Source organism: Cellulosimicrobium sp. SH8 (genome assembly GCF_025818875.1).
Lineage (GTDB): Bacteria > Actinomycetota > Actinomycetes > Actinomycetales > Cellulomonadaceae > Cellulosimicrobium > Cellulosimicrobium cellulans_D.
On sequence record NZ_JAMXMH010000009.1, the window covers coordinates 159,925 to 173,155 of the forward strand.

The following is a 13,231-nucleotide window of genomic DNA, read 5'->3' on the forward strand; positions in this document are numbered from 1 at the left end:
GGGGTCGCGGACCGCCGTGCCGGGCCCGGTCAGCGTGCGATCTCACCCGCGTGGGCCCTGCTCACCGGTTCGGGTTCCCCCTACGCTGTGACCCGTGGACGTGCGCGAACGCAACAACGTGCGGGTCATGGGACCGCAGGGCGGCCCAACCATGGTCTTCGCGCACGGCTTCGGTTGCGACCAGTCGATGTGGCGCTTCGTCGCGCCCGCGTTCGCGACGGACCACCGTGTCGTGCTGTTCGACCACTCGGGCTGCGGGGCGTCCCACCCGTCGGCGTTCGACGCCGCGCGGCACTCCGAGCTGCGGGGCTACGTCGCGGACATGGTCGACGTCGTGGAGGACGTCGCGGACGAGCCGGTGATCCTCGTGGGCCACTCGGTGAGCGCGGTGATCGCGCTCCTCGCGGCGGCGGACCGTCCGGACCTCGTCGACCGCCTGGTGCTGGTCGGGCCGAGCCCCCGGTACATCGACGAGGAGGGGTACCGCGGCGGCTTCTCGGCCGAGGAGATCGACGAGCTGCTCGAGACGATGGACGCGAACTATCTGGGCTGGACGCAGGCGATGGCGCCGGTGATCGTCGGGAACCCGGACCGCCCCGCGCTGGGGGACGAGCTGGCGGAGGTCTTCCGGCGCAACGACCCGGCGATCGCGCGGCAGTTCGCGCGCGTGACGTTCCTCGGCGACAACCGGGCGGACCTGGCGCGCGTGCGCACCCCGGCGCTCGTCGTGCAGAGCCGGGAGGACGTGATCGCTCCGCCCGAGGTGGGGCGGTACGTGCACGAGCACCTGCCGGGGAGCGAGCTGGTCGTCATCGACTCGGTGGGCCACTGCCCGAACCTGTCGCACCCGGCGCTCCTCGTCGAGGCGATGCGCGACTGGCTCGGTGGTCCCTGATGGTGATGTCGCGCGGGGAGCGGTGGGTGCTCGCTCCCGTGGCGCTCCTGCTCCTCGACACGGAGGGGCGGGTGCTGGACGCGAACGACGAGTTCCTGCGGCTGCTGGACGTGCCCGATGTGGAGGCGGTCGCCGGGCGTCGGCTCGCCGACCTGCTCACGGTGGGCGGCCGCATCTACTGGGAGACGCACCTGGGCCCGCGCCTGCACATCGAGGGCCGGGTCGACGAGGTCGCGGTGGAGCTGCGGACGCCGCGGGGGCGCGAGCCCGTGCTGCTGACGGCGATCGGGCGGGAGGCCCGGGGCGAGCGGCTCGTCGAGGTCGCGATGCTGGGTGCGCGCGAGCGGTCCCGGTTCGAGCACGAGCTGGTCGAGGCCCGGCGCGCGGCGGAGGAGGCGGAGCGGCGCGTGCGTCTGCTGCACGGGATCGCCGCCGACCTGGCGAGCGTCGCCGGTCTCGACGGTGTCGCGTGGGTCCTGCTCCGGGCCGCGGTGACGATGCTCGGTGCGGGCGACGCCGCCCTCTGGACGGCCCAGGAGGGAGGGCCGCTCCGGCGCTGGGGCGGTGCCGCCGGGGTGACCGCCCCGACGATCGACGAGCTGGCCGAGGCGGTCGTGCGTGCGGACGGGACCGTCGTCGTCCCGCTGCGTACCGCCGGGGCGCTGCTGGGCGTCCTCGCCCTGGAGCCGCGCCGGGCGGCGGGCTCGGACCCGGTCGACCTCGGCACGGCCGCCGCGGCCGGGCAGCTCGCGGCGCTCGCGCTGGCCCGGGCGACGACCCACGAGCAGAGCGTGTCCGTCGCGAGCGAGCTCCAGGGCGCGATGCTCTCGGACGGGATCGTCGCCGACCCGCACGTGGAGATCGCGGCGTGCTACCGCCCCGGCGTCCACGAGCTGCAGGTCGGGGGCGACTGGTACGACACGTTCCGCGTCGCGCCGGACGTCGTCGCGCTCTCGGTCGGGGACGTGGTGGGGCGCGGGCTCAAGGCCGCGACCGCGATGGGGCAGCTCCGGACGGCGGTCCGTGCGGCGTCGGACACCGGCCTGCCGCCGGAGGAGGTCGTGGAGCGGCTCGACCGCTTCGTCGACCGGACCGGGACGGGATTCATGGCGAGCCTCGTGTACGGGGAGCTCGAGCTGCTCGAGGGGGTCCTGCGCTACACGTGCGCCGGCCACCTGCCGCCGCTCCTGGTGCGCGCGGACGGGTCGGCGGGCTACCTGTGGGAGGCCCGGTCCACGCCGCTCGGCGTCCGGGGCACGACGCCGCGCGTCGCCGACACGGTCACGCTCGCCCCGGGAGACCTGCTGCTCCTCTTCACCGACGGCGTCGTCGAGCGCCGCGACCGGCCGCTCGCGCTCGCGCTCGACGAGCTCGCGGAGATCGTCACGAACGCGCTCGGGGCCGGGCTGGCCGGTGCGGAGCTGCTGGAGGCGGTCGTCGCGCGCGCCCCGGAGGACGACGACGCGTGCCTCCTCGCGGTGCGCTGGCTCGGCCCGGAGGGGTCGGGTGAATCCGCGACGGAGACGTCGCGCGTCGGGTCAGCGGACGAAGAAGGGTCCGGCTGACGGGTCCGCGAGCCGGCCCAGCGCGTGGCCGAGGCGCTCGACCGTGGAGCGCGCGAGATCCTCGGGCAGGTCGTCCGGGGCGAACCACGCGACCGCCAGCGACTCGTCGTCCGCGACGTGCGCCGCTGCCGCGGCAGCGGCTGACACGGGTCGGCACAGGAACGCGAGGTCGAGGTACTGCGAGCGGTCGCCGTTCGGGTACTCGACCGGCGCGGTGACGGTCACCGCGACGAGCGCGTCCACGACGACCTCGACGCCCGTCTCCTCGCGCACCTCGCGCGCGAGGCCGACCGCGGGGTCCTCGCCGGGCTCGAGGATCCCGCTGATCACGGCCCACTGGCCGGTGTCGGCGCGCTGCCCGAGCAGCAGGCGGCCGTCGTCGTCCACCACGACGGCCGACACCCCCGGCATCCACAGGAGGTCGGTCCCGACGCGGGACCGCAGGGCGGCGACGAACTCGGGGATCGGCATGCCCCGAGCCTAGGCTCGCCCGCCGGTCCCGACCGACCGGCACGTGAGACGCGCCGTCCGACCCGCGGAGGCGCTGTGCTACGGTCACCCCGTGACTTCTCAGTGGTATTGGCGCTTTACGCAGGCTCCCGGTGGGGCCGTGCGGGCGTTCGCCTGACCACAGATCACCACCCGGAGCCAGCACAGGGCCTTGGACGCGGACCGCGTCCGGGCCCTTCGTCGTGAGACGGGCCGCTCCGGGACCACGGGCGGCAGCAGGCCGGTGAAGCGCCGCTGGGCACCGCTGGGCACTCCGACTCACGGCGGTCCCAGACCCCCGCCGCACAGACCAGGAGCCTCCCGTGACCAGCACGACCACCCAGCCCGAGACCGCGTCGTCCACCGCGTCGTCCGACCGCGCGACGAGTACCGTCGACCCCGTGGACAGCCCCGAGCTCCAGGCCCGCACGAGCGACCTGCGGGTCCGCGCGCTCGACGCGCTCCCCGCCCCGCGCACGATGCTCGCCGACCTGCCGCTCGGCGCCACGCGCAGCGACCTCGTGACGACGTCGCGCCGCGAGGTCCGCGACGTCCTCGCGGGCGACGACGACCGGCTCCTCGTCATCGTCGGCCCGTGCTCGGTGCACGACCCCGAGGCCGCGCTCGAGTACGCGGGCCGTCTGGCCGCCGTCGCGCACGAGCTCGCCGACGACCTCATGGTCGTCATGCGCGTGTACTTCGAGAAGCCGCGCACCACGGTGGGCTGGAAGGGCCTCATCAACGACCCGCACCTCGACGGGTCGCACGACGTGCACCACGGCCTGCGCCTCGCGCGCGAGGTGCTGCTGGGCGTGCTCGACGCGGGCGTCCCGGCCGCGTGCGAGTTCCTCGAGCCGACGAGCCCGCAGTACATCGCGGACGCCGTGTCGTGGGGCGCGATCGGCGCGCGCAACGCGGAGTCGCAGGTGCACCGCCAGCTCGCGTCCGGCCTGTCGATGCCCGTCGGGTTCAAGAACGCGACCGACGGCGACGTGCAGATCGCGGTCGACGGCTGTATCACCGCGGCGAGCGAGCACACGTTCTTCGGCATGGACTCGCTGGGACGCGCCGCCGCGGTCGAGACGGCGGGCAACCCGGACTGCCACGTCATCCTGCGCGGCGGCCGCTCCGGCCCCAACTACGGGGCCGACGACGTCGCGGCGGCGCTCGCGGTCGCGCGCACCTCCGGCCAGGGCGGGGTCACGGAGCACGGGCTGGTCGTGGACGCCTCGCACGGCAACTCGGGCAAGAGCCACGTGCGCCAGGCGGAGGTCGTGCGCGAGGTCTCCGCGCGCCTGGCCGAGGGCGAGCAGGGCATCACGGGCCTCATGATGGAGAGCTTCCTCGTGGCGGGCGCGCAGAAGCCCGCGCCGAGCGGCCTCGTGTACGGGCAGTCGGTCACCGACGCGTGCATCGACTGGGACATGACGGCCGACCTGCTGCGCGAGCTGGCCGGCGCGGTGCGCACGCGCCGCGCGCTCTGACACGACGGAGCCGCGCACCCATCCGCGAGGGCGTCGGCACCGAACCAGGGTCGTCCCGGACGGTCCGGGACGGTGGCGGCGGGAGGTCGGGTGCGGAGAGCGACGGTCGGTGGGCCGCAGCGCGTGAGCATGGCGCAGGTGCTGCAGACTGACCGGGTGCCACCTCCCGTGTCGACGAACCCGGCGGTCGACGCCGCGCTGTCGGCGTGCGCGGGCGGCGACCCCGAGACGTTCGCGCCCGTCTACGACGCGCTCGCGCCGGTCGCGTACGGCACGTGCCTCGGTGTCCTCCGGGACCCGGACCACGCGGCGGAGGTCGTGCAGGAGGTGATGGTCGAGGTGTGGCAGACGGCGGAGCGGTACGACGCGGCGCGCGGCTCGGCGCGCACCTGGGTCGCGACCCTGGCGCGACGGCGGGCCGTGGACCGCGTGCGCGCCGAGCAGGCGCGCCGCGACCGCGACCAGCGCGACGTGGACGCCTCGACGGCCGCGGCGCCGCGGGACGTCGTGGTCGAGGACGTCGAACGACGTCTCGAGGGTGCCGCCGTGCGGCGGTGCCTGGACTCGCTCACGGCGACGCAGCGGGAGGCGGTCGTGCAGGCGTACTACGGCGGCCTCACCTACCGCGAGGTCGCGGAGCGGCTCGACGCCGCCCTCCCGACCGTGAAGTCCCGGATCCGGGACGGGCTCCTGCGGCTGCGCGACTGCCTGGGGGTGCGCCGTGGCTGACGAGAGCTCGCCGCACGAGGCTGGTGCGGACGACCCGCGGGACGCCCGCGACCTGCTGCCCGCCTACGCGCTCGACGCCGTGGACGACGTCGAGCGGCGCGCCGTCGAGCGCCTGCTCGCGACCGACCCCGACGCGCGCCGGGAGCTCGACGAGTACCGCGACGTCGTCGCGGCGTTCGCGGTCGAGAGCGCCCCGCCGCCCGGGCTGCGCGACGCCGTGCTGGCCCGCGTCGCCGCGTCCGCCGGAACGGGCGCCGCACCGGGGACGGTGACGGGTGCGCCGTCCGATTCTGGTTCGGACGAGGCGCCGCGTACCGGGACGGACACGTCGGCCGGAGAGGGCACGGGGGACGGCGTGGTCGTCGATCTCGCGGCCGCGCGCCGCGCGCGCCGACGGCGCTGGACCGGGCTCGCGGCGGCGGTGGCCGCAGTGGTCGCGGTGGCCGTCCCGACGACGGTCGCGGTCCGTGCCACGCAGGAGCAGTCGCGCCTGCAGGAGCAGGCCGACGCGATCGCGCGGATGCTCGCCGACCCCGACGCGACGATCCTGCACGGCGACGTCGCGGGCGGCGGCCAGGCGTCGGTGCTCGCCGCGGGCGACGACATGTACTTCCGCGCGTCGGACCTTCCCGACGCCGGCGACGACCGCGACTACCAGCTCTGGGTGGTCGAGGCCGACGGCGCGGTCGTGTCGGCGGGCGTGCTCGACGTCCACGACGGCAGCACGTCCCGCCTCGTCCAGGACGAGCCGGGCGTCGGGATGGCCGTGACGGTCGAGCCGGCGGGCGGCTCGGAGCAGCCCACGGCGGACCCGGTGGTCGCGCTCGTCGGCTGAGCGGTGCGGCCCGGAGGGTCGGGACGCACGCGAGAGAACTCGTGCGGATCCCGACCCATCCACCCGGGGCAGCGCTCCGAACCCTCGGCATGACGCCCCGCACCGGCGGGGCGACGACCCGAGGGAGAGACCGATGAACGTTCGCACCCGCACGTCGTACGCCGTCGCCGGCATCGCCACGCTCGCCGTGCTCGGCCTGTCCGCGTGCAGCTCCGACTCGGACGCGGGGTCCGACTCGACGACGGCCGACTCCCAGGCCGAGGACACCATGACGGACGACCCGACGTCCGACGACGCCATGACCGAGGACTCGACCGAGGGCTCGGACGACATGGCGGCCGACCCCGCCGCGAACCTCGTGGGCCCGGGCTGCGCGGCGTACGCCGAGCAGGTCCCCGACGGCGCCGGGTCGATCACCGGCATGTCGACGGACCCCGTCGCCGTTGCCGCGTCGAACAACCCGCTGCTCACGACGCTCACCGCGGCCGTCTCGGGTGAGCTCAACCCGGACGTCAACCTCGTCGACACGCTCAACGGCGGCGAGTTCACCGTGTTCGCCCCCGTCGACGACGCGTTCGCGAAGATCGACGCCGCGACGCTCGACTCGCTGAAGACGGACTCCGACACCTTGACGAAGATCCTCACCTACCACGTGGTGCCCGGCCAGCTCACGCCCGACCAGGTCGTCGGCGAGCACGAGACCGTCGAGGGCGGCACGGTCGAGGTCACCGGCTCGGGCGACGAGCTCATGGTCAACGACGCGGCCGTCGTGTGCGGCGGCGTGATGACGCAGAACGCGACCGTGTACCTCGTCGACTCGGTGCTCATGCCGACCATGTGACCCGCTTCGCGCCGAGAGGAGGCGCACCGGACTCCGCAGCCCCGTGCGGAGCGCGACGGCCCCGCCCCACGGTCGGGGCCGTCGTCGTGCGCCGGCGACCGTGCGCCTCGCGGGGGGAGACCCATCCGCGACGGCGGCCGGTCCGAACCCCGGGCATGGAGACGCTGATCGTCATCGGCCTGCTCGGTGGACTCATCACCGGCATCTCGCCGTGCATCCTGCCCATGCTGCCCGTCATCTTCTTCGCGGGCGGCGTGCAGGGCGCGCGGACGGGGGAGACGCCGTCGGCCACCGCGGAGCCCGGGGCGGGCGGCGTCTCCCCGGGGCTGTTCGCGGGCGCCCCGGACGCGGTCCGCGTCGGCGGCCGCCGGGCCGCGGGGCCGCGCGACCGGGGTGGCCCGGGCGGCGCGCAGGAGGCCGCCGGGCCGCGGGAGGTCATGGCGCGGCCGACGCGCGGCGGGACGCTCGCCCTCGACCTGTCGACGGGGGACGCGGGCGAACCCGCCGCCGCGGCCGACAGCGGGACCGGTCGCCGCGCGTCCCGGAGCGCCGTGCGCCCGGCGGGCCGCTCGTGGCGCCCCTACCTCGTCATCGCGGGCCTGGTGCTGAGCTTCAGCGTCTTCACGCTGCTCGGCTCGGTCGTGCTCACGGCGCTCGGGCTCCCGCAGGACCTGCTGCGCTGGGCCGGGATCGTGCTGCTCGTCGCGATCGGCGTGGGGATGATCGTCCCGCAGGTCGAGGAGGTCCTGGAGCGGCCGTTCCGCCGTGTCGCGGCACTCGGCGCGCGCCGGGGCGCCGCCCGGCAGGACCGCGGCGCGTTCGCGCTGGGCCTCGGGCTCGGCGTCCTCTACGTGCCGTGCGCCGGGCCCGTCCTCGCGGCCATCACCGTGGCGGGCGCGACGGGGAACGTCGGGCCGGGCACGGTCGCCCTCACCGTCTCGTTCGCCGTCGGGGCGGCGATCCCGCTGCTCGTCTTCGCGCTCGCGGGCCGGCGCGTCGCGGAGCGGGTGCGCGGGTTCCAGCGGCACACGCGGGGCATCAGAGTCACGGGCGGCGTCGTGATGATCGCGCTCGCGGGCGCGCTCGCGCTCAACCTCCCCGCCGCGCTCCAGCGCGCCCTGCCCGACTACACGGGTGCGCTCCAGCAGCGGGTCGACGAGAACGACGTCGTGCGCGAGGCGCTCGACCTCGGCGGGCTCGTCACCGACGAGAACCGCGAGCTGTCGAACTGCTCGAACGGCGCGCCCGTGCTGGAGGACTGCGGGGCCGCCCCGGAGCTGCGCGGCATCGACACGTGGCTCAACACCCCCGACGGCGAGGCGCTGACGCTCGAGGGGCTGCGGGGCAAGGTCGTGCTCGTCGACTTCTGGACCTACTCCTGCATCAACTGCCAGCGCGCGATCCCGCACGTCAACGCCTGGTACGACCGCTACCGCGACGTCGGCGACGGCTTCGAGGTCATCGGGGTGCACACGCCCGAGTTCGCGTTCGAGCGCGAGACGCGCAACGTCGTCGCGGGAGCGCGGGACCTCGGCGTCACCTACCCCGTCGCCCAGGACAACTCCTACGCGACCTGGACCGCCTACCGGAACCGCTACTGGCCCGCGCAGTACCTCGTCGACGCCGACGGGACCGTGCGCCACATCCGCTTCGGGGAGGGCGGGTACGAGGACACCGAGCGCCTCCTGCGCGAGCTCTTGGAGGACGCGAACCCGGGCGTCGCGCTGCCGGAGCCGACGGCGGTCGGCGACGCCACGCCGCGGGACGAGACGACGCCGGAGACGTACTTCTCCATCAAGCGGGTGGTCAACTACGGCGGCGAGCCGCGCTACGCGGCGGGGGAGCAGGAGTTCACGCTCGCCGAGGACCAGGCGCGGGACACGTTCTCGCTCGGCGGCACGTGGGACGTCGACTTCCAGGGCGCCACGGCGGTGTCCGACGACGCGCGCGTGCGCCTCGCCTACCGCGCGACCGACGTGTTCGCGGTGCTCGGCGGCGAGGGCACCGTCACGGCCCGCGTCACGACGGACGGCCGGACCACGACCCGCGACATCGACGTGTCGGGAAGCCCGACGCTCTACCCCGTCCTGGAGGGCGACGGGCCGACGGAAGGGCTCGTCGAGCTCGACGTTCCCGCGGGTGTGCAGGTGTTCACCGCGACGTTCGGGTGACCCGCGTCAGCTCGCGAGCTCCCGCGCGGGTGCCCACGACCCGATCGTCGCGGTCCCGCCGCCGAGCAGGTCGAGGCCGTCCCCGACGCCGGGGATCCCCGCGAGCCCGACGACGGACTCGGGGTCGCCCGGGTGCGGGGCCACGAGCAGCGTCGTGACGAGCGGCGGGTCGTCGGCCGTCGACCCGCCGCGCCACGAGAGCGCGGCCCAGGCGGTGGCGCCGGGTGCGAGCGTGAGCGGGGCGAGGCCGTCGTCGTCCGGCTCGAGGAGGACGTCCGTCTCCGAGCCTTCGTCGGCGACGAAGCGGACCGCGGGCGCGCCGGCGAGGACGCACTCCGCGGCGCCGTCGTTGCGGGCCGTGACGGTGAGGAACCGGCGCCCCGCCGCGGCGTCGAACCCCAGGGCGCCGAGGGTGAGGTCGGTGGGCGCGCACGCGCCCCCGGGGCGAGCCCCGGCCGCCGGCGCGACGCCTGCGACGAACCCGGAGCGCGTCGCGGACGCGCCGCCGTCCGTCGAGCCGTGGACCTGGTACGCGAGCACGGGGCCGGGATAGGCCGCGCCGTCGAGGACGCGCGCGACCACGGCCGCGTCGCCCGAGGTGATGACGGTGAGCAGGGGGTCCTGCGGGAACGTGTCGCGGACCGCGTCGTGCACGACCTGCGTCACGCCGGGCTCCGCCGCGACGTCGGCGAGGAGCGTGAGCAGGGCGTCGTCGGGGACGGTCAGCCCGCCGCCGTCGTAGGTGCCGACGCCCGAGCCGTCGACCCCGAGGCTCGTCAGCCCGCGGCCCTCGGCCCGCACGAGCGCGGCGACGGGGACGAGGTCGGCGGCCGAGCGGACGTCGACCGAGGCGGACCCCGGGGACAGGAAGACGCGCCGGACGGGGTCGTGGGCGACGAGGCGCACCGCGTCGGCGACGGCGTCGGCCCCGAGGAGGTCGGGGCGCGGCTCCCCGGTGGCCGGGTCGAGGCCGGGGACGGTGGCCGCTCCCGGGCCCTGCTCGACGGTGAGCGTCCCGCCGCCCGCGCCCGTGCCCTCGACCCGGAGCGACCACGCGCCACCGCCGGGCACTGCGGCGACGATCGCGCTCGCGTCCCGCGCGGTGCGCTGCGCGACCTCGGGGGACGGGAGCGGCGTCACGAGCGTGATCTCGGCCGACGTGCCCACCCGCCCGTTCGTCCGCACGTCCTCGACGCCCGGCAGGGCGAGCAGGAGCGCGGCCATGTCCTCCGTCCCCTGCTCAGGATCGCCCGGTCCGGACGACGTCGCCGTCGACCCGTCCGGGGGTGACGACGGGAGCGCGGGCGGGCCGTCCGCCACGGCGGCGTCGAGGATCGCGGGGGCGAGGAGCGCGGCGACGACCGCGAGGCCCACGCCGGCGACCGACGCGACGACGGCGACCGTGCTCCGTGGGACCCGGGTCGCGTTCTCGGGCGAAGCCTCGTCGGTGCCGTCCGTCGTCGGTGCGGTGCGCTGGTCGTCCACGGCCGAGACGCTACCCACGGGGGCGCCCGGACGTGGCCGCAGCGACGCGGTCTGCGCGGGCTCGCCGCCGAGTCTTCACACCCGCCCCGGCGCCGAGGTGCGAGCGGCGGCGGGACGGGCGCAGGGTCCCTTCCGAATCGGTCTTTCAGCCCATCGGGGGACCTGCCGGGCGCCGCTCCATAGCAGGACTCCTGGATACCGGCAACATCTGGCATGATCCGGCCATGACAGTGAGGACGGCAGCGGAGCTGGCGGCGGTCGACGACCCCGCCTGGCCGACGCTCTCCCGCATGCTCGGGCGAGGTGGCGTGGAGGTCGTGCCGCCTCCCGCGTGGTCGCTCGAGGTCCTCTTCCGTCTCCAGGTCACGGTCCGCTCGACGCTGGGCGCGCTCGCGCTCCACACGGGCGGGGTGCTCGTCGACGGTGGGTGGCTGCGCATCATCGGCGGGGGCGGCGCGGGGCTGCCCGACCTCGCGACCGTCAACGGGCTCGGCGAGCCCGGCGACGACAGCGTGGCGCCGTCGGTCCTGGTCGTCGCCTACGACGTGCTCGGTGGCACGTTCGCGATCAACGGCGGCGGCCTCCCGGGTCAGCTCGGCAACGTCAACTACTTCGCGCCCGACTCGCTGACCTGGGTGGACCTCGGGTTCGGCCAGGCGGCGTTCCTCGAGTGGGCGGTGAGCGGCGGGACGACCGAGTTCTACGCGCCGGTCCGCTGGCCCGGCTGGTACGACGAGATCGGGGCCGTCCGCCTCGACGAGGGGCTGAGCGTCTACCCGCCGCTGTGGTCGGAGGAGGGGCGCGACGTCGCGCGGTCGTCGCGCACCCCCGTCCCGCTCGGCGAGCTCGTCGACTGGCACTTCGAGATGGCCGAGCGCATGACGCCCGTCGACGACTACGTCCGCGACGCCGACGAGCACCTCGACGGCTACGGCGCATGGCCCGCCGAGGACTACCGGCCGTAGCCCGTCGGCCACCACGGGCCGGGGTCGTCGAGCAGGCCTGCCGGCACCGTGCTCAGCTTGTCCGGGTTCCGCACGATGTCGAGCGCCACGATGCGCCCGTCGGACACCGTGAACGCCAGGACGGTGAGCACGCCCGAGCCGTCGACGAGCGCGAGCCCGGGGCTGCCGTTGACGTCGACGGCTCCCGCGCCGCGCGGCCGGTTGCGCAGGTAGGAGAGCAGGACCTCCCCGACGCTCTGCGCCCCCTGGACCGGGTGCCGCAGCGCGCGGACCTTGCCGCCGCCGTCGCCCCGGAGCGTCACGTCGGGGTCGAGCAGGCCGAGCAGCGTCGGCAGGTCGTCGCCCGCGCACGCCGCGACGAACGCCTCGACGACCCGCTCCTGCTCGGCGCGCGACGTCCGACCGCGCGGCCGCCCGGCCTCGACGTCCTTGCGGGCGCGCGACGCGAGCTGCCGCACCGCCGCGGGCGACCGCCCGACGACGTCGCCCACCTCCTCGAACGGCAGCCCGAAGACGTCGTGCAGGACGAACGCGACGCGCTGCGCGGGGGACAGCCGCTCGAGCACGACGAGCAGCGCCATGCTCACCTCCTCGTCGAGCGTGGCGCGGTCGGCGGGATCGGCGGCGTCCCGCGCGGTCGCGGCGGACGACGCGACCGGGGACCGGGCACCGGGCGCGGTGACGACGGGCTCGGGCAGCCACGTGCCGACGTAGCGCTCGCGCCGCACGCGCGCGCTGCCGAGCACGTCGAGCGCGAGGCGGCCGACCGTCGTCGTGAGCCACGCCGCGAGGTTGCGGATCGACGCCGGGTCCTGGGTGCGCAGGCGCAGCCACGCGTCCTGGACGCAGTCCTCGGCGTCCGACCACGAGCCCGTGGTCGCGTAGGCGAGGCGCAGGAGGCGCGGGCGCTCGGCCTCGAAGGCGTGTGCGAGGTCGTCGGTGCTCATCGCGCGGCCGTCGACGCGGCGGGCTGCGCGGCGAGCCAGTCGGCGAACGTCGTCGTGCCACGCACGTCGGGTCGCGGGTCGGTGAGGCCGCCCGCGCGCAGTGCCTGCCCGAGCCTCCCGGGCAGCGGGACGCGGACGAGGAGCGCCCGCGAACCGGTCGCCGCACGCCAGGCGCGCGCCGCGTCCCGCAGGTCGAGCACCTCGGGCCCGGCGACGGCCGTGGTGCCGCGCAGCGGCTCGCGCTCCGCGGCGTCGGCGACGGCCGAGGCCGCGTCCCGCGCCGCGACGGGCTGGACCGGCGCGCGCAGGAGCGGCACGACGCCGCGCCGCGCGGCACCGGCGAGCGTCCCGGCGACGAACTCGTGGAACTGCGTCACGGCGACGACGGTCCACGGGACGTCGCCGGCGGCGACCGCCCGCTCCTGCTCGACCTTCACGCCGTAGTAGGCCATCGGCACATCGTGGCATCCCACGATCGAGACGAGCACGTGGTGGCGCACCCCGGCGTCGTGCTCGGCCGCGAGGAGCCGCCGCGTCCCGTCGACGAGCGTGGCGCGCGCGTCCGCCGTGGACGACGACGCGTTGCTCGCGTCCACGACGACGTCCACCCCGGCGAGCGCGGCCGAGAGCCCGGCTCCCGTCCGGAGGTCGACGGCGTACCGCTCCGCGTGCCTGCTCAGCGCCCGCACCTCGTGCCCGCGCGCGGTCAGCGCCGCGACGACGTGCCGGCCGATCGTCCCTGTCCCACCTGTCACTGCGATCCTCATGCCCGTACGACGCCGCAGCGCCCCGGGTTGTGACATCTCGGCGTAGGAGGCCGGGGGA

12 protein-coding genes are annotated in these 13,231 nt (G+C 75.9%); 8 read left to right on the plus strand and 4 right to left on the minus strand.

What is annotated here, in order from left to right; translation table 11 throughout:
• The first annotated feature begins 94 nt into the window (after positions 1-94).
• Positions 95-895 carry an alpha/beta hydrolase gene (locus NF338_RS13820; protein ID WP_318783085.1) on the plus strand — a complete coding sequence of 267 codons (801 nt, stop codon included), beginning with the start codon at positions 95-97 and terminating at the stop codon, positions 893-895.
• Between the two features lie 26 nt (positions 896-921).
• A complete protein-coding gene (locus tag NF338_RS13825; protein ID WP_264031309.1) occupies positions 922-2,460 on the plus strand; it encodes a SpoIIE family protein phosphatase in 1,539 nt (512 codons plus the stop codon).
• Here NF338_RS13825 and NF338_RS13830 read toward each other — a convergent pair.
• Positions 2,434-2,931, minus strand: coding sequence for an NUDIX hydrolase (locus NF338_RS13830; protein ID WP_264031311.1), 498 nt, complete (start codon positions 2,929-2,931; stop codon positions 2,434-2,436). The genes NF338_RS13825 and NF338_RS13830 overlap by 27 nt on opposite strands.
• Positions 2,932-3,350: 419 nt before the next feature.
• Here NF338_RS13830 and NF338_RS13835 point away from each other — a divergent pair, with 419 nt between their 5' ends.
• The 5 genes from NF338_RS13835 to NF338_RS13855 all read left to right on the plus strand — a co-directional run bounded on the left by NF338_RS13835 (position 3,351) and on the right by NF338_RS13855 (position 9,009).
• Complete coding sequence (locus NF338_RS13835; protein WP_264031399.1) at positions 3,351-4,433, plus strand: 3-deoxy-7-phosphoheptulonate synthase; 1,083 nt, start codon at positions 3,351-3,353, stop codon at positions 4,431-4,433.
• Between the two features lie 138 nt (positions 4,434-4,571).
• Positions 4,572-5,162, plus strand: coding sequence for an ECF RNA polymerase sigma factor SigK (sigK, locus tag NF338_RS13840; protein ID WP_264031312.1), 591 nt, complete (start codon positions 4,572-4,574; stop codon positions 5,160-5,162).
• A complete protein-coding gene (locus NF338_RS13845; protein WP_264031313.1) occupies positions 5,155-5,997 on the plus strand; it encodes an anti-sigma factor in 843 nt (280 codons plus the stop codon). The genes sigK and NF338_RS13845 overlap by 8 nt, the downstream gene beginning before the upstream one ends.
• Positions 5,998-6,130: 133 nt before the next feature.
• Complete coding sequence (locus NF338_RS13850; RefSeq protein WP_264031317.1) at positions 6,131-6,838, plus strand: fasciclin domain-containing protein; 708 nt, start codon at positions 6,131-6,133, stop codon at positions 6,836-6,838.
• A gap of 155 nt (positions 6,839-6,993) precedes the next feature.
• Positions 6,994-9,009, plus strand: coding sequence for a cytochrome c biogenesis protein DipZ (locus tag NF338_RS13855; RefSeq protein ID WP_264031318.1), 2,016 nt, complete (start codon positions 6,994-6,996; stop codon positions 9,007-9,009).
• 6 nt (positions 9,010-9,015) lie between these two features.
• Here NF338_RS13855 and NF338_RS13860 read toward each other — a convergent pair whose 3' ends face one another.
• Positions 9,016-10,494 carry a DUF4232 domain-containing protein gene (locus NF338_RS13860; RefSeq protein ID WP_264031319.1) on the minus strand — a complete coding sequence of 493 codons (1,479 nt, stop codon included), beginning with the start codon at positions 10,492-10,494 and terminating at the stop codon, positions 9,016-9,018.
• A 224-nt stretch (positions 10,495-10,718) separates the two neighbouring features.
• Between NF338_RS13860 and NF338_RS13865 the strand changes: the two genes are divergently transcribed.
• Complete coding sequence (locus NF338_RS13865; protein WP_264031320.1) at positions 10,719-11,459, plus strand: DUF2625 domain-containing protein; 741 nt, start codon at positions 10,719-10,721, stop codon at positions 11,457-11,459.
• Here the strand turns inward: NF338_RS13865 and sigJ are convergent.
• Entirely contained in the window at positions 11,447-12,406 is a 960-nt protein-coding gene (sigJ, locus tag NF338_RS13870) for an RNA polymerase sigma factor SigJ (protein ID WP_264031321.1), read from the minus strand. The two genes, NF338_RS13865 and sigJ, sit on opposite strands and share 13 nt — an antisense overlap.
• The gene (locus tag NF338_RS13875; RefSeq protein WP_264031322.1) at positions 12,403-13,161 is read right to left on the minus strand and encodes an SDR family oxidoreductase; all 759 of its coding nucleotides are present in this window, start codon (positions 13,159-13,161) and stop codon (positions 12,403-12,405) included. Before NF338_RS13875 ends, sigJ begins: the two co-directional genes overlap by 4 nt.
• Positions 13,162-13,231 lie beyond the last annotated feature (70 nt).